Below are 24,508 nucleotides of genomic sequence, written 5' to 3'. Positions count from 1 at the left end.
CTTGCTCATCTCGTCTTCGGCAGCCTGTCACGGTCGAGCAGACCGCGGGACAGCCGGTCGAGCAGAAGGGCGATTGCGACGATCGCCAGGCCCGCCCGCAGGCCAAGCCCCATCTCCATGCGCGTCAGGCCGCGCGTCACCTCCGCGCCGAGACCGCCGGCGCCGACGAGCCCGGCCAACACCACCATCGCCAGGGACAGAAGGATGCATTGGTTGAGCCCGACCAGGAGCGTCTGCCTGGCCAAGGGGATCTCGATCTTCCAAAGCACCGAACGAGGCGGCGCGCCGATGGCGCTGCCGAGTTCCACGAATTCTCTCGGCACCTGGTTGAACGCCAGCGTGGTCAAGCGGAGCATCGGCGGAATGCCATAGACGATGGTGGCGATGATTGCCGGCACACGTCCAAGGCTGAAGATCATCACCGCAGGAATGAGGTAGACCCAGGGCGGCACGGTCTGCATCACGTCGAGAACCGGACGAACCATCGCCTCCAATGTCTTGTGGCGCGAGCACAGGACGCCGATCGGGAAGGCGATGAGCACGGAGATCAAGACAGCGACCGTGACCAGGGAGAGGGTCTGCATCGATGCCGTCCACAGCCCCATGAGGAGACAAAACCCCAGGCAAAGACCGGCAAGGATTGCGGCGCGCAGACCGACGGCGACAAATGCCAGGATGACGACGATCGCGATAAGCCCATAGGGCGGCACGAAGAGGAGGGCCGCCTCGAATCCGGAAAGAACCGCTTCGATCAGATAGCTGATCGCCGCAAACAGCGGATGAAGGTTGGTGTTGAGCCAATCGACTGACGGCGCCAGGAAAGCGCCGGGCGAAAACTGCAGGATGGACGGATTCATGACTTCCTCCCCGTTCCCAAACGAGCCGCGCTCTGAGTTATCCGGTCAAGCACCATGGTCAGAACCACGATGGCTATCGCTCCATTGATGGAGGTCGCGATGTCGAGCGTTCTGATCGCGCCGTAAATCGTCTCGCCGAGCCCGCCGGAACCGACGATGCCTGCGATGACGACCATGCCGAAGGCCATCATCAGGCTCTGGTTGATCCCTGCCATGATACTCGGCAGCGCAAAGGGAAGGCGAATCTTGAAGAACATCTGCGCCGGTCTGATCCCAAGCGCCTCTCCAAGTTCGATGAACTCCCTGGGCGTCATCCGGATACCGAGAGACGTCAGGCGGATTGCCGGCGGCACGGCGACGATCACCGTCGCGATCAGTGCCGTCGCCGGTCCATAGCCGAGCAGGGCGATCGCCGGCAGCAGATAGATGTATGGCGGAAGTGTCTGGATCAGATCCAGACCGGGCTCCATGAAACGATCGAGGGCGGGGAAAAAGCCGGCGGCAATACCGATCGGGATCCCGATCGCCAGGGCGAGTGCGGTTGCGGTCAATACCAGCGCCAGGGTGCTCATCGTCTCCGGCCAGAGCCCCATGGAAAAACAAAGCGCCAGCGCGACGCCGCTGAGCAGGGCGAACCAGACATTGACCAGCCGCCAGCCGATGAGCGCCACGATCAGCGCGACCAGGTAGAATGGCGGAAGCTGCAGAAGCCAGAGGATCCCGTCATAGAGCCCTTCGAGAACCTGTCTGATAGTATCGAAGAGGAATTCGCCGTTGTCGCTCACCCACTCGAGCGCCGAGTCCGTCCATTCGTCAAAAAGATCGGTGAAGCCTGAACTATCCATGTCAATCAGCTCCAGTTGTGGGACGCCGCCGTGAGATCGTGGGTGGACGTCCCCTTGACGCCCATCAGCAGGCTGCGTGGCGTGACAACGCCGACGATCTGATCATTGTCGACGACGGCGATGGCATCGCGCTCCGACTGCATCGTCAATGTGATGAGTTCGTCGATGTCGGCATCCGGCGTCGTGCGCGCCAGCGACGCGATGTCGGAATTCGGCGCGCTCTCATGGAATTCGGCGACGCTGCGCATGACGGAATGCGCCTTGATCAGATGGAGGCGGGATATGCCGGCGACGAATTCGGCGACATAAGCATCTGCCGGGTTGAGGATGATCTCTTCGGCCGTGCCGGTCTGGATGATGACGCCGTCCTTCATGATCGCAATGCGGTCACCGATCCGGATCGCCTCGTCGAGATCATGGGTGATGAAGACCGCGGACTTGCCCAACGCTTTCGTCAACTGCCGGAATTCGTCCTGAAGCTGACGCCGGATGAGTGGATCGAGGGCGCTGAACGGCTCGTCCATCAGAATGATCTCGGGGTCGGAAGCAAGCGCGCGGGCGAGCCCGACGCGTTGCTGCATGCCGCCGGAAAGCTCGTTCGGATATCGATTCACCCAGTCGGCGAGGCCGACCTTCTCGAGCGCTGCAACGGCCGTCTTGTTTCGCTCCGGCTTGGCAATTCCCTGAACCTCGAGGCCGAAGGCTGCATTTTCCAGGACTGTGCGATGCGGCAACAGAGCGACGCTTTGAAACACCATGCCGATGTTCCTGGCGCGCATCTGCCGGAGATCGACCGGCGACAGGGCGGCGAGGTCGCGTCCCTTGACGAGGACTTTCCCAGAGCTCGGCGTGATCAGCTTGTTGAGAAGGCGGATGAGCGTCGATTTTCCGCTTCCCGACAATCCCATGATGCAGAAGATTTCGCCGCGCCGAACCTCAATGCTCGCGTCGGACACGCCGACGACGCAGTTGAACTCCTTCAACACCTCCTTTTTGCCGAGGCCGCGCTCCTTGATCGACTTCATTGCCGCAGCGGACTTGTCACCGAAGACTTTCCAAAGGGATTGGCAGTCGATCAGGACGTCATTGATATCGGCATTTATGGCTTTCATAGCGATCCCCTTTGAGCCATTCGGCGCTGGCTTCTTCATTAGGTTTCAGGGTGACCGTCCGACGGATCGGACGGCCACGACGCGTTTAGTTCTTCTTGATGTTTTCCCAGCGCTTGATCAGGTCGGCATGGGCGCCGATCCAATCCTGCACGGCCTGGTCCATGGTCTTGCCTTCATTGACCGCGCCGTTGATGGCGGTGATGTCGGCGATCGGGACGTAGACGCTGGCCATTACTTCACGCGCATGCGGGTTCTCTGCGGAGAAGCCCTTGTGGCCGATCCAGTAGTAGCTCTGCGGCGGCGGGAATACGCCCTTCGGGTCCTTGAGGTACTTGACCTCGTACTTCTGAACCATCCAGGACGGCTCCCAGATCGTTACCGCAATCCACTCCTTGCGATCATAGGCGGACTTCAGCGCCGCCGTCATCGCGGCGGTGCTGCCCTCGACGAGCTGGAGCTTGAGGCCGTAGTCCTTGACCGCGTTCGAGGTATCGCGCATCAGGCCGGAACCCGGTTCGATACCGATGATCTTGCCGCTGAACTTGTCGGCGTTTTCGTTGAGCTGTTCCAGCGAGTCGATCGGGACATATTTGGGAACCGCAACGCCCTGATAGAGGCCATGCGAAACAGGCGAAATCTTTTCGAGGCGGTTCTTGTTCTTGTCCCAGTAGTCCTGCGCAACATAGTCCGTCTGCGAGGTGAGAACCTGGATGTCGCCCTTGGCGAGAGCGGCATAGGCGATGCCCCATTCGGAGAACTCGGTCACCTTGACCGTATAGCCGGCGTCTTCGAGAACCTTCTTGGTGATTCCGGTGATGGGCGTCAGGTCCTCCCAGGACATCGTACCCATGGTGATCGTTTTTTCTTCCGCGCGAGCAGGAAGGATGCTGACCCCGATCATCGCAGCGGCGCAGAGCGCCCTCCACAAATTTTTCATTGTTCTTACTCCTGTTTTACGTTCCCATTCTCATTGAAGTCTGCGAGCGGGCAGTCTTCATATTGCGTGGGCCGAGGGATCATCCCTCGCGGCCTGCGCGCAATTCCTGCAAACGGATCATCGCGTTTATGCCCAGCCAGGCGAACGGCTCCGGCGGGAGCCTCGAAGGCTCAGGGTGATCCATGTATTGTTCGAGATGCCGGGAGGCCGTTCGGGTCGCCAGTTCCGCCGCCATCATACCGGCGAGTGTGCTCTTGACCGTTCCAAGCCCGTTTTCGCAGCATGCGGAAAACAGTCCTTCTTCGATCTCGCCGAAGGCGGGCACGTGGTTCCGGCTGAGGCACAGACGACCTGCCCAACTATGTTCGAAAGGGACATCCGCGAGACCCGGGAACCGCGCGTCGAGCGCGTCTCGATGGGCCTTGGCCATCTTGCCCATGCGCCAGTCCGACGCCTCCAGCTTGCTTTCGTAGGTGTACTTCGTGCGGATTACGATCCGCGACTGGCCAGCGGAGGTAATCTTTCGAATCGTGGCTCCCATCGCATCTGCCGGGAGCAGCGCCCACTTGTCCTGCCCTGAGGCCTTCTGGCCGAAGTCGTTTGCTGGAAACGGCGCTGTCATCGAGGCATAAGCAAAGATGTGCATCAGGCGGCCGCGATAGTGCCCGAAATCGTCGATGTGGCCATTGACCCCGAGGATCACCTTTGGAGCGGTGACCTTCCCTCGGTTTGTCATGGCGGCCCAGGTGCCGCTGTCTTGCTTCAATGAAGTGACAGGAGAACGCTCGAAAATACTGACCCTGCCCGGCAGGCCCGCCGCAAAAGAGCGGATGTAATCGGCGGGCTGGATAAGCACCGCTCCGGGCGTGTACAGACCGCCGGTGTAGTAATCCGATGCGGTGATCTCCCGCATCTCTTTCGCATCGAGAAACGTATGCTTCTCGCCAGCGCCCCTCAGGGATTCTCCGAAGCTCCGGTTGAGCCTCATGCCGCGAGCGGTGGCCGCGGCGTTGATCTTTCCCGCCGGGTCGAATGTCGCGCGCGACATCCCGTATTCCTCCGCCGCTTGCGCGGCAAAGGCTATCGCTGAGCGGTTCTGGGCCATCTCCAGCCGAGTGGCGTCCGCCTCTCCACTAGAATACTCCCCGCCTGAAAGGTTGTGCGGAACGTCGATCATGAAGCCGGAATTTCGGCCCGACGTCCCCTTCCCCACTTCGCTCGCATCAAGGATAACGATCTTGTCATCCGGCCGAAGTTCGAGAAGACGGCGGGCCGCCGAGAGGCCAGCAAACCCCGCGCCGACGATCAGCCAGTCCGCGGTCACGTCGCCGTCGAGGGTCCGGACCGGGAAAGGGCGCTCGCTGACCGCCTCCCAGCCCGAGACGCCATTCTCAACAGGCAAACGTTTGACCGACTTCGAGATCATCGGATGGTCTCGTCGACCGAGCGATCCGAGACGTCGATCCAGATGGTCTTGAGTTCGCAGTAATTGTCGTGGGCGAAGACCGACTTGTCGCGGCCGCCGAAACCGGACTCCTTGTAGCCGCCGAACGGCGTGCTGGCGTCGCCTTCTCCGAAGCAGTTGACGGTGACGACGCCGGCGCGGATTTCGCGCGAGAGCTTGATGGCGTTCCTCAGGCTGCCGGTATAGACGGACGCCGTCAGACCGTAATTCGTGTCGTTGGCAAGAGCGATTGCTTCGGCAAGCGAATAGAAGGTGGTAACAGACAGCACCGGCCCGAAGATCTCTTCCTGGAAGAGGCGGCTGGCGGGCGTTACACCCTCGACCACCGTCGGTTCGATAAAGATGCCGCCATGCGTTTCGCCACCATGGGTGACCGTCAGCTTCTCCTTCCGGGCGTCGTCGAGGAAGGATTTCACCTTCTCGAAATGAGCCTTGCTGACAAGCGCGCCGATGCGGTTTGCGGGATCGAGCGGATCGCCGGTCTTCCATTCGCGCATATAGGCGCCGATGCGTTTCAGCAGCTCATCCTTGACCTTGGAATGAACGATGAGACGCGACGTGGCCGAGCAGTTCTCGCCCATATTCCAGAAGGCGCCGTTGACGACCTGCTCGGCAACGAGGTCTAGGTCTTCGGCATCGTCGAGAACGACGGCGGGGTTCTTGCCGCCGCATTCGAGCACGACGCGCTTGAGATTCGAGTCCGCTGCATAGCGCAGGAAGCGGCGGCCGGTGGGCGTCGATCCGGTAAAGGCCACCATATCGACATCCATATGCATGCCGATCGGTTCTCCGACTTCCTTGCCGCCGCCGGTCACGACATTGAACACGCCGGCTGGAATGCCCGCTTCATGGGCAAGCTCGGCGACACGCAGCGTGGTGAGCGTCGTTTCCTGCGCAGGCTTGACGATCACCGAGCAGCCGGCAGCGAGCGCCGGACCGATCTTCCAGGCCAGCATCAAAAGCGGAAAATTCCACGGAAGCACGCATCCGACGACACCGACCGGCTCACGCACGATCATCGTCAGTGCATTCGCGCCGACAGGCGCGGTGTTGTCATAGAGCTTGTCGATCAGTTCGGCGTGCCAACGGATCGTATGAATGGTATCGGGAACATCGACCGTCTGGCATTCGCCGACCGGCTTGCCGCTGTCGAGGCTTTCCATCACGGCGAGCTCGTGACGATTGTCCTCCAGCAGCCTGGCAAGCTTGAGGAGCACCGCCTTGCGTTCAGCCGGCGAACGCAGCCGCCAGCGGCCGTCGTCGAAGGCTTGCCTTGCCTTGGCGACGGCGGCGTCGACATCGGTGGCATCGCATGCGGCAATCTCGGCGAGAACCTCGCCCGTCGCGGGATTCGTCGAGGTGAATGTCTGCCCTGAATTGGCCGGACGAAATGCGCCATCGACGAAGGCATTCGTCGGAAACTGAAGACCGGCGGCGATCGCCTTGTATTCGGAAGCGGTCAAGGGTTCATGCATGATTTGCTCCCGAGGTGATCTGGCCGACCGTGCGCTTCAACGTGGCGACGACGGTCTGGAGGGTTCGTTTTTCTTCGGAGTTGAGCGGACGCAGCGGCGCACGGACCGATCCGACATTCAGCCCGATCAATTCGCATCCATGCTTGATAGATTGGACGAACTTCCCGCATTCCAGGAAATCCATGAGCGGCAGCATCGCCGTCATGATGGCGCGGCCCTTGTCGAAATTCTTTTCGAGCAAGCAGGCTTCATAGAGGGCGACATGTTCGCGCGGGAGGAAATTGGAGCCGGCGCAGACCCAGCTCTTCGCGCCCCATGCGAAGAATTCGAGCGCCTGGTCGTCCCAGCCGCAGGACAGCGCAATATGGGGAAATTTCCGGGCCAGCAGATGCAGATTGCCCATGTCGCCGGAACTTTCCTTGATGGCGATCACGTTCCTGGACTTGCCGAGCCGGGAGAAATACTCCTCGCCCATCATCACGCCCATACGAGCCGGATAGTTGTAGAGCATGATCGGCAGGTTCGCCGCGCGGTCGACGGTCAGGGCGTGGACCGCATTCTCGCGCTCGGTCGGCAGCGCGTAGGGCGGTGACGACACCAGGATCGCATCCGCGCCGATTTCCTTCGCCGCCTTTGCGTATTCGACCGAATCTTCGGTTCGCGTGGCGCCGGTCCCGATAATGAGCGGCAGCCGCGTGCCGATGACTTCCCGCGCATAGGCCGCGAGCTCGAAACGCTCCTGGCTGCTCTGGGCATAGTACTCGCCGGTCGAGCCGCCGACGATGATGCCGTGGACGCCCGCCTCGATCAGCGACTCGAGCACGGCGGCAAATCCAGCCCTGTCGATCTGACCAGTTTGGTCGAGCGGCGTCACCGCCGGCGTATAGATCCCCTCAAACTTCACGACGATTTCTCCAAGAGTTGGGTGGCGGGGCCGCCGAGGAAGGCGTCCGCCTTGAGACCTTGCGGGGCGATGAACATCTCCATGTTCTCGCGGGACAATTCCCAGTGTTCGAAAACGAGGTCGACGACGGCATTCTCGTCGTGAGCGCCGAGCGCATCGATGAAGCCGTCATGATGGCCGACGGCCACTTGAAGCCGTCGCTTCATGTCCTCGTTCCTCGGCCGGAAGAAGGTGTGGCCGATACGCGCGTGGTCGATGAGCAGCCGGCCAAGGCTCGGCTGCAGATAGACGTTGCCCGACATCTCGCCGAAAATTTCGTGGAAGCGATTGTTCTCGAGGACCATCGCCAGGGCGTCCATGTTCTCGCTGGCGGCGCGGAACCGCTCCTGGGTCTGCTTCAGGTCCGAAAGCTGAGTGGGCTTGAAGTTCTGCACGGCGAGACGGCCGATTGCCGCGTAGATCATCGGCGCGACGAGAAAGAAATTCCGCAGGGTGGAGTGGTTCATCGGGATGACCCGTGCGCCCCTGTTCTCGCGGATGTCGATATAGCCCTCACCGGCAAGGCGACGGAATATGTCGCGGACCGGCGTCCGGGAGAGCCCGTATCTTTCGCTCAAACTGGCCTCGTCCAGATCGGCGTCCGGGTCCAGTTCCATCGTCAGAATCTGCCGTTTCAGATCTTCGTAGAGATTGCTCTTGGGGGTCTTCGCCATCGTCATTCTCCGGCCGCGGGTTGCTCTACGCCGTGAAAATGGCACGCCTCTCGGGGCGAGTCAATAATTGTGTACATTACGTACACAATTAGTATTTCTTAAATACACAATGATGCCGAGCAAAGCGTCCCCGGCGCGCGTCAGGCGTCATTTCAAAGCGCTGTCCAGGGATCGGCGTTCCGCGGCGGCGGCCATTGCGGAACTTCCCAAGCGAATTATGGTGGCGGGTCTGTGAGAATTTCGGTGCAGTCGAGGTTGATGCGATTTTTATGCGCATCAACCTTGATCATCAGGCGTCGGAAGCTGGCTGCCGGCAAGCCGGTGCGCGGCCATCACGGACTATCTCGATATCCGGTGGCGGCGGTTTTGTCGGGGAGCGCCGGCTCGGCGTCCCAGAGCATTTCCGCTTCTCTCAAGTCACGGAAATGCTCTCTTTTGTTTTTACGCAATCCCGGACGCAAAAACGCTGCGCACTTTTGCTGGGAATTACTTTAGCCGATCACGAGGCCAGCACGCCGCTCTTCTTGGCGGTCCAGGTTGCGATGTAGTCCATAAGGCCAGGGTTTAGGCAATCGTAAGGCTCGAGGCCTGATGTCCTCAGCTGTGCTCTGACGGCGTCCATCTTCGCGGGGTCGAAGCCGCTTTCGATGATCGACGACACGAAGGCAGCAAAGCCCGGCTTCGCCCAGCCGCTTTCCTGGAAGCGTTCCGGATGGATGAACGACAATCCCTGAAACGGATGTTCGCGCACGACTGGCCCATACATATGCACGCCGCATTCCTTGCAGGCGGTGCGCTGGATCAAGGCAGCGGAATCGACGACAGCGAGCTTATCGCCATTCTCCAAGACTTCGACACTTTCGGTCGGAGCGACCGCCACGACCGAAAAGACTGCACCTTCGGGCTTCCAGCACTTCGTGCAGCCGCAGGCGTGATTGTGGGCGATATCGCTCTTGATTCTTACCTTCACCGGATTGCTGGCGCACTTGCAGACGAGCGTCCCGCCCGCAAAAGCAGCGTCAGTCGCCCGAAAACCTGAATCCACTGCCGGATGTATGGCTATGCTGGTCATGGGTTTCTCCTCCCCTTCTGGGCCGTTTGCGATATGCCCGGCCAAGCTCTGCAATCAGTCTCCCAATCTCCGCGCGTGCCAGCGCAGATGGTCTTCCATGAATGTCGAAATGAAGAAGTAGGAGTGGCCGTAGCCTTCCTGCATGCGAAGCCGCAGGCTGATGCCGGCCGTCTCGCAGGCTTGCCTCAGCTCTTCGGGGCGCAATCCATCCTCCAGGAAGCTGTCCGCCGTCCCTTGGTCGACGAGGAATTCCGGGAACCGGTGCCCGTCTTCGATCAGCGAGCAGGCATCATATGCCCGCCAGCGCGTTTCATCCGATCCGAGGTATTTCTGGAACGCCGGCTTTGACCAGCCGGAGACGGATGGATGGCTGATCGGCGCGAAGGCCGAGCAGCTGCTGAAGCGTTCGGGGTTCTTGAGCGCGATCGTGATCGCGCCATGTCCCCCCATCGAGTGACCGAAGATTCCCTGTCGCGTCATGTCGACCGGAAATTCGGCCGCGATAAGCTTCGGCAATTCATCGACGACGTAGCTGTACATCCGATAGTTCTGTGCGAATGGCGGCTCGGTGGCGTCGACATAAAAACCGGCACCCTTGCCGAACTGCCAATTATCCGGCTCGTCCGGGACGGCATCGCCGCGTGGACTGGTGTCGGGGCAGACGATGACAATACCGAGTTCTGCGGCAAGACGCCGATACTCTCCCTTGTCCATGACGTTTGCATGGGTGCAGGTCAGACCTGAAAGGTACCACAGAACTGGCAGCTTCCGTCCTTTGGCCTGCGGCGGTAGAAATACCGCAAAGGTCATGTCACAGTCGCAGACATCCGAGCGATTGACGTAAACGCCCTGGGTGCCGCCATGAGAATTGTCGGTCGAGATGGTTTTCATGACTCAGTAGACCACCACGCCGCGGATGCTTTTGCCCGAATGCATCAGCTCGAAGCCCTTGTTGATGTCCTCGAGCGGCATGGTGTGGGTGATCATCGGATCGATCTGGATCTTGCCCTGCATGTACCATTCGACGATCTTCGGCACGTCGGTGCGGCCGCGCGCGCCGCCGAAAGCCGTGCCCATCCAGTTGCGGCCGGTGACCAGCTGGAACGGACGGGTGGAGATTTCCTGGCCGGCACCGGCAACGCCGATGATAACCGACTTGCCCCAGCCGCGGTGCGATGCTTCCAGCGCCTGGCGCATCACCTTGGTGTTGCCGGTGCAGTCGAAGGTATAGTCGGCGCCACCGATCAGGTCGCCGTTGCGTTTGGTCAGGTTGACGAGGTAGGGCACGATGTCGTCGCCGACCTCCTTCGGATTGACGAAGTGGGTCATGCCGAACTTTTCGCCCCAGGCCTTGCGGTCAGGGTTGATATCGACGCCGATGATCATGTCGGCACCGGCAAGACGCAGGCCCTGAAGCACGTTGAGACCGATGCCGCCGAGACCGAAGACGATCGCCGTGGCGCCGATCTCCACCTTGGCGGTATTGATGACCGCGCCGATGCCGGTGGTGACGCCGCAGCCGATGTAGCAGATCTTGTCGAAGGGCGCGTCGGGATTGACCTTGGCAAGGGCGATCTCCGGCAGCACGGTGAAGTTCGAAAAAGTCGAGCACCCCATATAGTGGTGGATCTTGTCCTTGCCGATCGAAAAGCGGCTCGTTCCGTCCGGCATCAGCCCCTGGCCCTGGGTAGCGCGGATCGAGGTGCAGAGATTGGTCTTGCGGGAAAGGCAGGAATAGCACTCGCGGCATTCCGGGGTGTAGAGCGGAATGACATGGTCGCCCTTCTTGACCGAGGTGACGCCGGAGCCGACATCGACGACGATGCCGGCACCCTCATGGCCGAGAATGGCCGGAAACAGGCCTTCAGGATCGGCGCCCGACAGGGTGAAATCGTCGGTGTGGCAGATGCCCGTCGCCTTGACCTCGACCAGCACTTCGCCGGCCCGCGGTCCCTCCAGCTGCACGGTCATCACTTCCAGCGGTTTTCCTGCCTGAACGGCAACGGCGGCGCGAACGTCCATCTTGATATCCTTCCTCTTAAATTGAATTCTGATGCTACATATTCCGATAGACCGGCTTCTCAGCGATCTGCTTCGCTGCGTGACCGCCGAGACTTCATGCTCTCGCCTTCGGCCTTTTCGTTCATCTCAGGCTCGTCGTTGCCAAGCACCCATCACGTCTCCCGCTCAACCTGGCACCAGACCGCAAGCAGAGGCCGGGCTGTGCATCTTATCGCGAAAGATTGGCCGGCGTCGTTCGCAAAGACCGTGCCGACACCGGCGGAGAACCACTCGGAATCGCCAAGGCGGATTTCGCCCGGCGACAGCAGAATGAAGGCGCGCGGCTGCGTCTGAACATGATCGGGGAAACGGGTGTAGCGATCCATATAGATCACGCCGACCCTGAGATCGGCGCGTTCCTCCATGCCGCCGGGGCCGACCACGACCGCATGGGAATGCGTATCGCCAAAATTCAGGCTTGCAAACGGACCGGAGCGGCCGCGTCTCCAGAGCAGTTTGTCGGCGAGACTATGGAACTGGCTGGCGATCGCCTCGTATTTCCGTCCCGATTTCGCAAGATGGCCGATGGCGTCATCAAGCCCTTCCGGCGCGCCGGGAAGAGACCCGCCCTCCGGGCGCACCTTGCCGGTCTTGAGCAGTTTCTGGAGAACCTTGCCCGCGACGAAGCTGGCGACGGCAGGAGCCTCCGCCGACAACATCAGCCCGCCGACATCGTTGAGGAATTCCTGCAACGGCCGAGAACGTCTTTCCCTGCCGATGTCGTGTAGCCGTATGTATGCCGGCTTCTCGTCATCGTTCAGGAGAAGGTCGGCACCAGGTTTGATTGGACGTCCCACGACGCGCGCCACGTTCGGTCTCCCCCGCTAGAGTGCCTTTTGCAATTCCGGCAGGGCGTCGAAGAGATCGGCGACCAATCCGTAGTCGGCGACCTGGAAGATCGGTGCCTCCTCGTCCTTGTTGATGGCGACGATCACCTTCGAATCCTTCATGCCGGCCAGATGTTGGATGGCGCCTGAAATGCCGCAGGCAATATAGAGCTGCGGCGCCACCACCTTGCCGGTCTGGCCGACCTGCCAGTCGTTCGGCGCATAACCGGCATCGACGGCGGCACGCGATGCACCGACGGCAGCACCGAGCTTGTCGGCAAGCGGCAGGATGACCTCCCTGAACTTCTCGGCAGAGCCGAGTGCCCGGCCGCCGGAGATAATGATCTTGGCAGAGGTCAGTTCCGGACGGTCGGAGGCCGACAGCGCGTCCCTGACAAAGGTCGACAGCCCCGGATCGGAAACCGCCGGGATCGCCTCGACGGTGGCCGAACCACCTTCCGGCGCGGAGGCAAAGGATGCGGTGCGCACGGTGATCACCTTTTTGGCATCGGTCGCCTGCACCGTCTGGATGGCATTGCCGGCATAGATCGGCCGTTTGAAGGTGTCGGACGAGATCACCTCGACGATCTCCGAGACCTGGGCGACATCGAGCAGGGCTGCCACCCGCGGCAGCACGTTCTTGCCGACCGAGGTGGCGGCCGAGATGATCGTGTCGTAGCTTCCCGCCAGCGAGACGATCAGGTCGGCCAGCGGTTCGGCCAGATTATTGGCCAGTTCGTCGCTTTCGGCGAGCAGCACCTTGGAGACACCGGCAAGCTTGGCGGCGGCATCGGCAGCGGGTTTGGCAGCCTTGCCGGCAACGAGAATGTGAATATCGCCGCCGATCTTGGTTGCGGCCGTCAGCGTCTTGGCGGTCTGGTCGGACAGGCTTTGATTGTCGTGGTCAGCCAGAAGAAGAATGGTCATGATGATGGTTCCTGTTCCAACCTGATTACAGCACGCCGGCTTCGTTTTTGAGCTTGTCGATGAGTTCGGCGACCGACTTGACCTTGACGCCGGCCTTGCGGCCCGACGGCTCCTCGGTCTTCAGGACCTTGAGGCGCGGCGTGGTCGAGATGCCGAAATCATCAGGGCTCTTCTTGTCGAGAGGCTTCTTCTTCGCCTTCATGATATTCGGCAGCGAGGCATAACGCGGTTCGTTCAAGCGCAGATCCGTGGTGACCACCGCCGGCAGCTTGATCTCGATCGTCTGCAGGCCGCCATCGACCTCGCGGGTCACCTGAGCCTTGCCATCGCCGATCTCGATCTTCGAGGCGAAGGTCGCCTGGGGCATGCCCAGCAGCGCCGCCAGCATCTGGCCGGTCTGGTTGCTGTCGTCATCGATCGCCTGCTTGCCGACGATGATCAGGCCGGGCTGTTCGGCATCGGCGACAGCCTTGAGGATCTTGGCGACAGTGAGCGGCTCGATCTGATCGTCGGTCTCAACCAGGATCGCCCGGTCGGCGCCCATGGCAAGTGCGGTGCGCAGCGTCTCCTCGGCCTTGGCTGGACCGATCGAAACGACGACCACTTCCTCGGCCTTGCCGGCTTCCTTCAGCCGCAACGCCTCTTCCACCGAGATCTCGTCGAACGGGTTCATCGACATCTTCACATTGGCAAGCTCGACACCCGTGCCATCCGGCTTCACCCGGATCTTCACGTTGTAGTCGACAACCCGTTTGACTGGGACGAGTATCTTCATGGGCAACCCCCCTTTATTTCTAAACTGCTGGCCGTCAGTTCGGCCGTTCGGCAAGCAATGCCCAGAAGGCGAAGAACGGCGTGTCAAGCGACCTCATGGCATGTTTGATGCCAGGGACATTATAGAAGGATCCGCCGATACCTGGCGAAAACCAGTCCCCTTCCCCCTGCTGGAACTCTCCCTCGGAAAGCACGAGATAGACTTCCTCAGGCGCATGGTCGTGATCGGGATAGCGCACGTGAGGCGCCATCAACGTCACGCCGATCCACAGGTCGCTCCGCTCCTCCAATCCTCCCGGGCCGATAATCATCGCATTGGCATGCCCATCGACAAAATTGTCGCTGGCCGTGTGGTCATACTTGGTGCGCCGATGCCATTCAAGCATTGGCTCGATGCCTTTGAACCCCTCGATCAAACGCGTCAGCGAAGGATAGGACGTATCGACGGAAAGCGCCACATCAAGGAGAGCGCACACAGGCAATCGGCCTCCCTCCCCCGCACGCGCCGTTCCCGGGCGCTCCAGCGCAGCAGAAATCTGACGAATCGAGCGGCGAGCCTCCGGGGTATTCGTGAACTGGTCGAAAGCCACAAAAATTGCATCCAGGAAAATCTGGAGGCTTTCATTGCGTAAACTCATGACATCACCTCCCGAGACGATCGGCCGACAAGCGGCCCACTCTTGCAATCAGATATCTTTCGCGATGCGCAACCCGTCATAGACGGCTGCATGCGTGTTGCGTGCGGCAACGGCATCGCCGATCCGGAACAGCTGGAACTTGCCATCAGGATTGCGGATCACGGACTGAGGTTCTCCGGAAAGAAGCTGATCGTGCGACATTTCGCCGAGATTGCTCGAGCTGGGTTTCAGTTCGAAATAGAGTTCATCGAGCGGAATGGTCCCATGATTGACGACGATCTGGTCGAAGCTCTGCTGCTTGGCAATCCCGCCGTAATCGCTGCCGACATGGGCGACGAGCTGGTTGCCGCTCTTTTCGACGGCTTCCAGACGGTAGGTGACGGTGAAGGTCACGTCATGCTTCTGCAGAGACCGCATATAGGGCACGAGATTCATGGCCATGACCTCGGGCGCGAAGGACCGGTCCGGCGTCATGATCTCGACCTTGGCGCCTGCCTTGGCGAGAAACTCCGCCGCCTGCAGGCCGGCATGATCGCCGGCGTCGTCGAAGATCAACACGTTGGTTCCAGGCTTCACGTCGCCGGAGATGATGTCCCATGACGAAACCACCAGCTCGTTGCCGCTCGCCAGGACCTCGGTATGCGGCAGGCCGCCGGTTGCGATGATGACGACATCGGGATTCTCGGCCTCGATGGCGTCCGCTTCCGCCCAGGTGTTGAAGTGGAAGGTGACGTCGTATTTCTCGCACTGGCTCATGCGCCAGTCGATGATGCTGATCATTTCCTTGCGGCGCTCGCTTTGAGCGGTGAGCCGGATCTGACCGCCGGGATTGTTCGCCGCTTCGAAAACGACGACCTGGTGGCCGCGTTCTCCGGCGACGCGCGCCGCTTCCAGACCGGCCGGGCCGGCGCCGACGATGACGACCTTTTTCTTGGCGTCGGCCTTCGCCACGATATGCGGCATGGTCAGTTCGCGGCCGGTGGCGGCATTGTGGATGCAGAAGGCCGCCCCGCCCTGGTAGATACGATCGAGACAGTAATTGGCGCCGACACAGGGACGAATATCGTCTTCCCGCTTTTCGATGATCTTGCGGACGATATGCGGGTCGGTCATGTGGGCGCGGGTCATGCCGACCATGTCGACCTTGCCGGAGGCGATCGCGTAGCGCGCGGTGGCGACGTCAGGGATTTTCGCCGCATGGAAGGTCGGAAAGTTGGTTGCGGCGCGAATTTCGCCGGCGAAATCGAGATGCGGCGAATTCGCCATGCCCTGGATCGGGATCACGTCGGTGAGGCCCGCATCGGTATCGATGTGGCCGCGAATGACGTTCAGGTAATCGATGAGGCCGCTTTCCTTCAGGCGCCGGGAGATTTCCAAGCCTTCGGCTTTGCCGGTACCGCCGGGAAGACATTCGTCGGCGGTATAGCGCACGCCTAGAATGAAGTCGTTCCCCACTCTTTGCCGGATTGCCCTGAAGACGTCGAAACAGAAGCGCAAACGGTTATCGAGCGATCCGCCATAGGGGCCGTCGAGCTCGTTGGTGAGCGGCGAGGTGAACTGGTCGATCAGATGGCCGTAGGCCTCCAGTTCGACACCGTCCATGCCACCCGCCTTCATGCGTTCGGCAGCGTCGGCGAAATCCTTGATGATGCGCTCGATGTCCCAATCTTCCACCTTCTTCGGGAAGGCCCGGTGGGACGCTTCGCGCTGATGCGATGGCGCCACCACAGGCAGCCAGTCGCCCTTGTCCCAGCGTGTGCGCCGGCCGAGATGGGTGAGCTGGATCATGATCGCCGCTCCCTCTTCATGCACGGCGTCGGTCATCTCCCTGATCCAGGGCACGATCTCGTCCTTGTAGGCGAGCAGGTTGTTGAAGACCGGCGGGCTGTCCCTGGAAACCGCGGCCGAGCCGGCCGTCATCGTCAAGGCCACGCCGCCCTTTGCCCGCTCCACCGTATAGGCGCGATACCTCTCCTTCGGCATGCCGTCTTCCGGATAGGCCGGCTCGTGGGAGGTGACGATGATGCGGTTGCGCAGTTTCAAATGCTTGAGCTGGTAGGGCTGCAGAAGGGGATCGTTCGACATGGGCCGTGGTTCCGGATTAAAAACGTCAGAGCCGACGCTAAGCACAATGTACATATGTGTCAATGTTGAAAACATCTGGGTCGTCATTTTCGACACCAATGTACATTTTCCTTGTGCGCTGCCGTATAATTTGATAGGAGATAGCTTATGGATCAGGCTCTGAACGACACTGGCTGGCGGGGATCACAAGAGGGATGGCTGGAAGCAGCTTACCACTCGCTGCTGGATTCCGGCGTGGATTCGGTGAAAATTCTGCCGCTGGCGAAGAGGCTCAATCTCTCGCGCACGAGCTTCTACTGGTTCTTCAAGGATCGGGAGGAGCTGTTGGCCGGGCTCGTGGCGCGGTGGCGCGACAAAAATACCGGCAACATCGTCAAGCAATCCGAAGCCTACGCGGAATCGCTCGCCGAGGCGATGCTCAACGTCTTCGACTGCTGGCTCAACAATGATCTGTTCGACGCCAGGTTCGAATTTGCCGTGCGCAGCTGGGCGCTGCAGTCCGACGAGATTCTCGCCGAGGTCCGGCAAGCCGATCAGCTCCGGCTGGAAGCCCTCAAGCGCATGTTTATCCGGTTCGGGCTACCAGAAGCGACATCAGATGTCCGAGCGCGAACAACTTACCTCGTGCAGATCGGATATATCTCCATGCAAGCTAAGGAGGAACTCGCCGTCCGCATGAAACGGATTCCCGAATATATCGCGATCTACACCGGCGAAGTGCCGCAGCAGAGGGAGCTCGATCGCTTCTTCTCCCGGCATGGCTATAGGCCGGGTTAGGGAAAGCCGAGATGAGCGTTTCCTTGAGGATCGGTATAATTGGTGGCGGCGGTTGGCTTGGCGGAGCAATCGCCGGCTCGATCCTCGATGCCGGCCTGGTCGAACCTCAAAAACTCTCCCTCTCCTATCGCAGCGAAGAGCCGCGCCGCTTCCCGAATTCTTTCTTGACCACCGACAATCAGGCGCTTGCCGACCGTTCGGACGTGATCATTCTTTCCGTCCGCCCTGATGACTGGCATGCTCTTGATGTCGATGCCGGCGGCAAGCTCGTCATCTCAGTCATGGCGGGCATCCGCCTGGACGCACTTTCGGACCGCCACAACACCGGTCGCGTCGTCCGCGCCCTGCCGAATGCCGCCGCCGAATTGGCCAAGTCCTATACACCCTGGATTGGCGCGAGCGATGTCACCGAAGACGACCGGGCGCTCGTCCGCGCGATTTTTCAGGCATGCGGATCTGAGGACGAGGTCGCAAGGAAAAGCGACATCGATTACCTCACCGGCCTGTCCGGGTCCGGACCGGCTTTCCCGGCATTGCTCGCCGCCGCCATGATGAGCGATGCCGTCGCCCATGGCCTGCCGGCGGAGATTGCGCGGCGCGCCGTCAACACGGTGATGACAGGCGCCGGTCGCCTGCTGGAGCGCCGCGACGAATGTCCCGATGAGGTTGTTCAAACCTTTGTCGGCTATCGCGGAACCACGGCGGCGGCCATCGAAGGCATGCGCGCGGCCGGGTTCGACGCTTCGGTTGCGGAGGGACTATCGGCAGCATTCAAGAAATCGGTGAGTATGGGAGACGCTTCCTGACAACCGTTGGAGCGGGTCCTGCGGCGCCCCGCTCAGCAAAACTGGCCGCTAAACAGAGGGAACGAGAATGAAAAAACTACTCGCATCGACATGTCTGACGTTTGGCCTGATGGGCGGGGCGTCTTTCGCCAGCGCCGCCGAATGCGGCACTGTGACCATTGCCAGCATGAACTGGCAGAGTGCGGAGGTTCTCTCTAACCTCGACAAGCTCATCCTGAACGAAGGTTATGGCTGCGCCGCCGAAATCACCGTCGGCGATACCGTCCCGACGATTACCTCGATGGCCGAAAAGGGCCAGCCGGACATCGCGCCGGAAGCCTGGATCGACCTGCTGCCGGATGTCGTCAAGAAGGGGACGGATGAAGGCCGGATCGTCCAGGTCGGCTCTCCGCTGCCCGATGGCGGCGTACAGGGCTGGTGGATTCCCAAATATCTGGCCGACGCCCATCCCGATATCAAGACCATCGGTGATGTGCTGAAGCATCCGGAACTCTTCCCCGATCCTGAGGATTCGAAGAAGGGCGCCATCTACAACGGGCCGCAGGGCTGGGGCGGCACCGTGGTGACCACGCAGCTCTACAAGGCCTTCGAAGCCGAGAAGGCAGGCTTCACCCTCGTCGACACCGGTTCAGCTGCCGGCCTCGACGGTTCGATCGCCAAGGCCTACGAACGCAAGGAAGGCTGGGCCGGCTATTACTGGGCACCAACCGCGCTGCTCGGCAAGTATCAGATGGTCAAGCTGGAAGCCGGCGTGCCGAACGACGCTGCCGAATGGAAGCGCTGCAATACCGTCGCCGATTGCCCCGATCCGAAGCCGAATGCATGGCCGGTCGATCACGTGGTGACCCTGGTTGCCAAGCCTTTTTCGGAAAAGGTCGGGCCTGAGGTCATGGACTACCTGACGAAGCGCTCCTGGAGCAATGAGACGGTCAACAAGCTGATGGCGTGGATGACCGACAACCAGGCAACCGGCGAGGATGGTGCCAAGCACTTCCTGAAAGAAAACAAGGACCTGTGGACCAAGTGGGTCTCGCCTGAGGCAGCTGCGAAGATCGAAGCTGCTCTTTAAGACCGACTATTGCGGTGCGCCTAAAGCGCACCGCCTCTCGCTGCCGATAAAATCAAAAAGACTGCCGCGGCTCTTTGAAGAAAAAGGGGAACCGAATGGAATGGTTTTACAAATTCCCGCATATGGATGACGACGCCCTTCGCAATCTGAAGAAGGCGATCGATGACGGCTTTCGCACATTTACCCGCACCTATGGCGACGCAATCGAAAGCCTCTTCTCCCCGCTGCAGCATTTCCTCATCGCCGCCGACCGCTTCATGACGCAGACGCCGTGGCCGATCATTACTGCAATCATCCTTGTCATCGCATGGTTTGCGAGCCGCAGCCTGAAGATCGTCTTCGGCTGTCTCGTCACGCTGCTGCTGATCGGCTATTTCGACATGTGGGACGATACGATGCGGACGGTCTCGATGATCTTCGTCTGTACCGTGCTCTCCATTGCCATCGGTATCCCGATGGGGATCTTGATGGCGCGTTCCGACCGGCTGCAGCGCATCATCAATCCGATCCTCGACGTCATGCAGACGATGCCGAGCTTCGTCTATCTCATCCCTGTCGTCATGCTGCTCGGCATCGGCAAGGTGCCGGGACTGATCGCAGTGGTCATCTATGCGATACCGCCGATGATAAGGCTGACCGACCTCGGCATCCGCCTGGTCGACAAGGACGTGCTGGAGGCGGCCGACGCCTTCGGGACATCGAGTTCGCAGAAACTGTTCAAGGTCCAGCTGCCGTTGGCGCTTCCCACCATCATGGCCGGCATCAACCAGACCATCATGATGGCGCTCGCCATGGTGGTCGTCGCCTCGATGATCGGCGTCCAGGGCCTGGGCCAGCCGGTTCTGAAGGCCATCGCCAACCAGTACTTCACGCTGGGTATTTTCAACGGCCTTGCCATCGTCGGCATCGCCATCATCTTCGACCGGGTCAGCCAGGCGTATGGCAAGAGGCTCCAGAAGCATCGGGAGATCGTCCATGGCTGATCAACGTTTCGGCGGCATCAAGATCCGCCACCTTTACAAGATCTTCGGTCCCAACCCTGCCGCTCATGTCGATGCCGTCAAAAAGGGATTGTCGAAGACCGAGCTCAACGAAAAGCACGGCCACGTGCTGGGCCTGAAAGATATCAATGTCGAGATACCCTCGGGCCGCATCCAGGTCATCATGGGCCTTTCGGGTTCGGGCAAGTCGACGCTCATCCGCCACATCAATCGTCTGATCGATCCGACCGCTGGCGAAGTGCTTGTCGACGGCGTCGATGTCGTGAAAATGAACGAGACCGAATTGCGGACGTTTCGCCGGCACCAGACGGCAATGGTGTTTCAGAAGTTCGCGCTTCTGCCGCATCGGAATGTTCTCGACAATACCATCTTCGGCCTCGAAGTGCAGGGCATGGAGCGCTCGAAAGCCGCCGACGTCGCCATGCGCTGGCTGGAGCGGGTCGGCCTGAAAGGTTTCGAGAGCAAATACCCCAATCAGTTATCGGGCGGCATGCAGCAGCGCGTCGGGCTGGCCCGAGCCCTCTCGAACGATGCTCCCGTTCTGCTGATGGACGAGGCCTATTCGGCGCTCGATCCTTTGATCCGCACGGATATGCAGACGGTCCTTCTCGATATTCAGAGGGAGATCAAGAAAACCATCGTCTTCATCACCCACGATCTCGATGAAGCCCTTCGCCTGGGCGATCAGATTGCGATCCTGCGCGATGGCGAAGTCATCCAGCAGGGCACCAGCCAGGACATCGTTCTGCGTCCGGCCGACGCCTACATCGCCAACTTCGTCAAGGAGGTCAATCGAGGCCGGGTCATCCAGGTCGATGCCGTCATGACACCCTTGCATTCCGGTGCTGCGCCCGGCGGATTGACGATTGCATCAGGTACGACCGTCGAAGAGGCTGTGCGGATGTTGGCATCGGCGCCGGACGACGATGCCAGGGTGCTTTCACCATCAGGAGAAGCTTTGGGGCTTGTCACCTTCCGCCAGCTCGCGGGTGCAATGGTGAACTCGCAGGAGGTGGCTCCCCGACGCGATAGCGCCCTTTCAGTCGCCCTCTGAAGTGCGTCGCAATCAACATGCCGCCATCTCTGCAGCGGCCAACTGGCTGGGTGAGGAACTGTGTTCGCACGGTTGCGATGTCGTCGAAATCGGAGACTGCGCCGCGCCAGGCACCTATGCCTTCTATGAGGGTAGACGAGCCGCATTGGAGCTGTGATGGCAAAGCAGAGGATGAGAATGCCGATCGACGAGCTCCGCCAATTGGCGCTCGAAGCCTGCCTCGCCTGCGGCAGCAGCCCGGCCATGGCGAAGGCGCTCGTCGATGCAACGCTTTCGGCCGCCTGCTTCGGTCGTACCGAGCTGGGTTTTCCGCATTTCGTCGATTATCTCACCAGCCTGCGCGACGGGCGGATCAACGGAGACGCCAAGCCCCGCTTCGACCACGTGCTGCCGGCCCTGATTTACGCCGATGCGGACGGCGGCATAGCGCAGCTCGGGTTTGACCTGATTTACGACGACTTCGTAAAGCGCGTGAAAACCTTCGGCATTTCAGTCTTCACGCAAAGAAACAGCTATACCGCCGGGGAACTGGGATATTACGTCCGGCGCCTCGCTGAGGACGGGTTGATAGCCATCGCCGCCGCCAACGGACCGGCTTTGATGGCCGCCGCCGAAGGCGGGGAGCGCGTCTACTGCACAAATCCGCTCGCTTTCGGCGCGCCTTTGCCGGAACCCTTGCCGCCCCTCGTCATCGACCAGGCGACGAGTGCGACGGCCTTCATAACTCTTGCCGAGGCGGCAAGGGAACAGTCGCCGATTGCGCACGGCATAGCCATCGACGAGACCGGCGCAATCACCACCGATCCTGTCAAGGCGATGCTCGGCGCCCTCCTGCCCTTCGGCGGCTATAAGGGCGCCAACATCGCTCTTATCGTCGAGATGCTTTCCGCGGGTCTTTCCGGGGCCGCCTGGTCGCTCGATGCGGGCCACTTTTTCTCGGGCGAGCACCCGGTGAATGCGGGAATGACCGTGATCGCGCTATTCCCCGCGGCCGTGGATACAGGTTTCCCGGAGCGCGCCGAGGCCCAATTGGAACGGCTGCGCTCCAAGGGAGTCCGTATCCCCGGAGACAGAGCAATGCCCGCGAGCGTCACGGAAACCGATAGTCTTGACGTCGATATAGGCGTGTTAGAAACGATCCGTCGCTTGTGCCTTCGGTGAGAAAATCATTGCTCAGCTCAAAGAATCGAATGCATCGTGCCCGGCGGCAGCATGCCGAAGTTCCCATCGTTCGTGCTAAATGAGAAATTGAAGATCTCTATCCACTCTGCGCAGGCCATGACGCGGAACACGCGGCTTCCACGAAGCGCTTGCCTATACATTTTGCGCAAGGTCAGTCCAGACTGCGTCACGAAAAGCCGGTTGGCCGACAATATCGGGGCCTGACAATTGCTCCATAGCTAAGGAACAGTAAGATCAATCTCGACCAAGGCCATGATGGTTGACGGTCCCAAAACCAAGCCCTTCCATCCGTTACCCCCAAAGGATGAAAGGGATCATACATACGCACTCCATCCCGTGCGTATGCTTGCATGCCTGTCTGCCTGCCGAAGGCCATCTTTAAGCGGTCCACTAAGAACCTTCGGCAGGCGACTGCGCAGCTCGCGAATTGGGGCGCTCTCTATCGGCTACAGCTGTAAAATCGCTCCTTCAGCGTAATCGTTTTATCAGCGGGTTGTCATCATCGCCGGCAGCGTGACGTCTTGCCAATGGCCGCGGGTTCTGTCAGTTCCTGATCTGGATGGGAACTAATGCATTCAACGGGTTGGTCTTTTTGACGTCTACCATACCCGAATTCGGCCTGCATCAGCTGGCACAAGCCGCTGATCTCGATGCCGGTATGACGCGGAGATCCACCTGCTCCGTTGCAAGCTGCTGCACTCTATCCAACAATCGTCTAATATACGTCCTAGGCCGCTCATCCATGCCGTCTACAGGCTCTGATGAAGCGCCGCAGCGCAGGACGACCATCCATGACGACTGGCAAGGCTGGCAGAGGTACGTGCACCAATCCGACACTCTCGCCGGCCGCGCGTCACGCTGGCACCTGCGAGCGCTGGAGAAAAGCATGTCGAAACAGTCACATCGAACAATGGGAGCAGCATGACGGAAAATAGCACTGCGCCATTCTCATTCCGATTTAGCGGTTCGTCCTTCGACAACATGGTCGAAACGCTCGGGGGGGCTTTTGGCGCATTTGATGCCGAGCCTGTCGGCCGCGCCCAGGACTTCCATTGGGGATTGGATTTCTCGGTATGTGACACCGCCGTCCTGCTCACCGGTTATCATGAGGCGGAGTTTCAGTTCAATATCGAGCCGACCGTCGATACGGCCGAATACCTGTCGATCGTCGTGCCGCGCAGCGGCGGCATGGGGGTAACCTATGGGTCCCGCGTCGCCGAGGCCGGGCAAGGAAAACTGCTTCTTTATAACAATTTCGAGCCCAATAGCGTCATCATGCATGGGCGATCGAACGTCATCGACGAGTTGCTGATCAACTGGCCTCTCATCCTGCAAACGATCGGCCAGACGTTCGAGATGCCGTTCAGCGGCTCCCTTGACCTGCTGCCCGAACTGGATCTGTCCAAACCGGAAGGCCGGTTGATCAACAATCTCACGGAAACGATCATCTCAGGCATGCGCGACGATGGCCCCTTGCTGCAGTCGCCGATCGCCATGGCGCATATGACGCAGGCGCTCGCCGATCTGGTTGTGCGCCTGGTGCCGCACCGGCTGTCGCATTTCCTGGAGAATGGCCCCGCCCTGATCGCCCCGCGACATGTGCGCCGGGCGATCGAATTCATGCACGCCAATATCGATCAGCCGATCACAATGCCGAAGGTGGCCGAAGCGGCCGGCGTATCCAGCCGGGCGCTCGAAACCGGTTTTCGTGCCTTCAGAGGAACCTCTCCCGCTGCCTATCTGCTGACGCTTCGGCTGCGTGCCGCGCGCCAGGATCTGCTCGATCCCGAGAGCAAGGAGACCATGAAGGCCATCTGCCTCAAATGGGGCTTCTTTCATTTCGGCCGGTTTTCCGCAGTCTATAAGACGACATACGGAGAATACCCTTCCGACACCAGGAAGCGCGTGATGCGGCGATAACGCATGG

At 60.4% G+C, this 24,508-nt stretch carries 23 protein-coding genes; 7 read left to right on the top strand and 16 right to left on the bottom strand.

All coding sequences use genetic code 11. From position 1 onward, the window contains the following. Positions 1–5: 5 nt before the first annotated feature. The 16 genes from AB8B31_RS27745 to AB8B31_RS27670 form a co-directional block, all read right to left on the bottom strand. Positions 6–857 carry an ABC transporter permease gene (locus tag AB8B31_RS27745; RefSeq protein WP_018246023.1) on the bottom strand — a complete coding sequence of 284 codons (852 nt, stop codon included), beginning with the start codon at positions 855–857 and terminating at the stop codon, positions 6–8. Beyond that, complete coding sequence (locus tag AB8B31_RS27740; RefSeq protein WP_018246024.1) at positions 854–1,702, bottom strand: ABC transporter permease; 849 nt, start codon at positions 1,700–1,702, stop codon at positions 854–856. The genes AB8B31_RS27745 and AB8B31_RS27740 overlap by 4 nt, the downstream gene beginning before the upstream one ends. Positions 1,703–1,707: 5 nt before the next feature. Beyond that, positions 1,708–2,853: a quaternary amine ABC transporter ATP-binding protein gene (locus AB8B31_RS27735; RefSeq protein ID WP_018246025.1), complete on the bottom strand. Its 1,146-nt coding sequence runs from the start codon at positions 2,851–2,853 to the stop codon at positions 1,708–1,710. A 46-nt stretch (positions 2,854–2,899) separates the two neighbouring features. Next, entirely contained in the window at positions 2,900–3,751 is an 852-nt protein-coding gene (locus AB8B31_RS27730; RefSeq protein ID WP_018246026.1) for a glycine betaine ABC transporter substrate-binding protein, read from the bottom strand. A gap of 79 nt (positions 3,752–3,830) precedes the next feature. Next, positions 3,831–5,177 carry an NAD(P)/FAD-dependent oxidoreductase gene (locus AB8B31_RS27725; RefSeq protein ID WP_018246027.1) on the bottom strand — a complete coding sequence of 449 codons (1,347 nt, stop codon included), beginning with the start codon at positions 5,175–5,177 and terminating at the stop codon, positions 3,831–3,833. Continuing rightward, complete coding sequence (locus AB8B31_RS27720; protein ID WP_018246028.1) at positions 5,174–6,691, bottom strand: aldehyde dehydrogenase; 1,518 nt, start codon at positions 6,689–6,691, stop codon at positions 5,174–5,176. Before AB8B31_RS27720 ends, AB8B31_RS27725 begins: the two co-directional genes overlap by 4 nt. Beyond that, entirely contained in the window at positions 6,684–7,595 is a 912-nt protein-coding gene (locus AB8B31_RS27715; protein WP_018246029.1) for a dihydrodipicolinate synthase family protein, read from the bottom strand. Before AB8B31_RS27715 ends, AB8B31_RS27720 begins: the two co-directional genes overlap by 8 nt. Continuing rightward, the gene (locus tag AB8B31_RS27710) at positions 7,592–8,308 is read right to left on the bottom strand and encodes a GntR family transcriptional regulator (RefSeq protein ID WP_018246030.1); all 717 of its coding nucleotides are present in this window, start codon (positions 8,306–8,308) and stop codon (positions 7,592–7,594) included. The genes AB8B31_RS27715 and AB8B31_RS27710 overlap by 4 nt, the downstream gene beginning before the upstream one ends. Before the next feature lie 499 nt (positions 8,309–8,807). Continuing rightward, on the bottom strand, positions 8,808–9,380 hold the full coding sequence (gene gfa, locus AB8B31_RS27705; protein ID WP_018246031.1) for an S-(hydroxymethyl)glutathione synthase: 573 nt from the start codon (positions 9,378–9,380) through the stop codon (positions 8,808–8,810). Positions 9,381–9,434: 54 nt separating this feature from the next. Beyond that, a complete protein-coding gene (fghA, locus tag AB8B31_RS27700) occupies positions 9,435–10,271 on the bottom strand; it encodes an S-formylglutathione hydrolase (protein ID WP_018246032.1) in 837 nt (278 codons plus the stop codon). Positions 10,272–10,274: 3 nt separating this feature from the next. Then, entirely contained in the window at positions 10,275–11,402 is a 1,128-nt protein-coding gene (locus AB8B31_RS27695) for an S-(hydroxymethyl)glutathione dehydrogenase/class III alcohol dehydrogenase (protein ID WP_018246033.1), read from the bottom strand. A gap of 152 nt (positions 11,403–11,554) precedes the next feature. After that, positions 11,555–12,250 (bottom strand): dimethylsulfonioproprionate lyase family protein, encoded by a 696-nt coding sequence (locus AB8B31_RS27690; protein WP_018246035.1) that lies wholly within the window; start codon positions 12,248–12,250, stop codon positions 11,555–11,557. A gap of 15 nt (positions 12,251–12,265) precedes the next feature. Beyond that, positions 12,266–13,195, bottom strand: a complete 930-nt coding sequence (locus AB8B31_RS27685; RefSeq protein WP_018246036.1) for an electron transfer flavoprotein subunit alpha/FixB family protein — start codon at positions 13,193–13,195, stop codon at positions 12,266–12,268. A gap of 25 nt (positions 13,196–13,220) precedes the next feature. Continuing rightward, on the bottom strand, positions 13,221–13,970 hold the full coding sequence (locus AB8B31_RS27680; protein ID WP_018243777.1) for an electron transfer flavoprotein subunit beta/FixA family protein: 750 nt from the start codon (positions 13,968–13,970) through the stop codon (positions 13,221–13,223). 34 nt (positions 13,971–14,004) lie between these two features. After that, positions 14,005–14,607, bottom strand: coding sequence for a dimethylsulfoniopropionate lyase (locus AB8B31_RS27675; RefSeq protein WP_018246037.1), 603 nt, complete (start codon positions 14,605–14,607; stop codon positions 14,005–14,007). Positions 14,608–14,655: 48 nt separating this feature from the next. Further along, complete coding sequence (locus AB8B31_RS27670) at positions 14,656–16,692, bottom strand: NADH:flavin oxidoreductase (RefSeq protein WP_131703339.1); 2,037 nt, start codon at positions 16,690–16,692, stop codon at positions 14,656–14,658. 147 nt (positions 16,693–16,839) lie between these two features. Here AB8B31_RS27670 and AB8B31_RS27665 point away from each other — a divergent pair, with 147 nt between their 5' ends. The 7 genes from AB8B31_RS27665 (at position 16,840) to AB8B31_RS27635 (ending at position 24,501) form a co-directional block, all read left to right on the top strand. Next, entirely contained in the window at positions 16,840–17,469 is a 630-nt protein-coding gene (locus AB8B31_RS27665) for a TetR/AcrR family transcriptional regulator (protein WP_018246039.1), read from the top strand. Positions 17,470–17,480: 11 nt separating this feature from the next. Continuing rightward, positions 17,481–18,275: a pyrroline-5-carboxylate reductase family protein gene (locus AB8B31_RS27660; RefSeq protein WP_018246040.1), complete on the top strand. Its 795-nt coding sequence runs from the start codon at positions 17,481–17,483 to the stop codon at positions 18,273–18,275. A 67-nt stretch (positions 18,276–18,342) separates the two neighbouring features. After that, complete coding sequence (locus AB8B31_RS27655; RefSeq protein WP_018246041.1) at positions 18,343–19,344, top strand: ABC transporter substrate-binding protein; 1,002 nt, start codon at positions 18,343–18,345, stop codon at positions 19,342–19,344. A gap of 95 nt (positions 19,345–19,439) precedes the next feature. Next, positions 19,440–20,327, top strand: coding sequence for an ABC transporter permease (locus AB8B31_RS27650; protein WP_018246042.1), 888 nt, complete (start codon positions 19,440–19,442; stop codon positions 20,325–20,327). Continuing rightward, entirely contained in the window at positions 20,320–21,399 is a 1,080-nt protein-coding gene (locus AB8B31_RS27645; protein WP_018246043.1) for a quaternary amine ABC transporter ATP-binding protein, read from the top strand. Before AB8B31_RS27650 ends, AB8B31_RS27645 begins: the two co-directional genes overlap by 8 nt. Before the next feature lie 156 nt (positions 21,400–21,555). Next, complete coding sequence (locus AB8B31_RS27640) at positions 21,556–22,560, top strand: Ldh family oxidoreductase (protein ID WP_018246044.1); 1,005 nt, start codon at positions 21,556–21,558, stop codon at positions 22,558–22,560. A gap of 942 nt (positions 22,561–23,502) precedes the next feature. Further along, on the top strand, positions 23,503–24,501 hold the full coding sequence (locus tag AB8B31_RS27635; protein WP_018246046.1) for an AraC family transcriptional regulator: 999 nt from the start codon (positions 23,503–23,505) through the stop codon (positions 24,499–24,501). Positions 24,502–24,508: the final 7 nt, after the last annotated feature.

The organism is Rhizobium sp. 62_C5_N11_2, from assembly GCF_051811185.1.
GTDB lineage: Bacteria > Pseudomonadota > Alphaproteobacteria > Rhizobiales > Rhizobiaceae > Rhizobium > Rhizobium leguminosarum.
The sequence above is the reverse complement of the archived record's forward strand: the minus strand, read 5'-3'. Positions and strand labels throughout refer to the sequence as shown.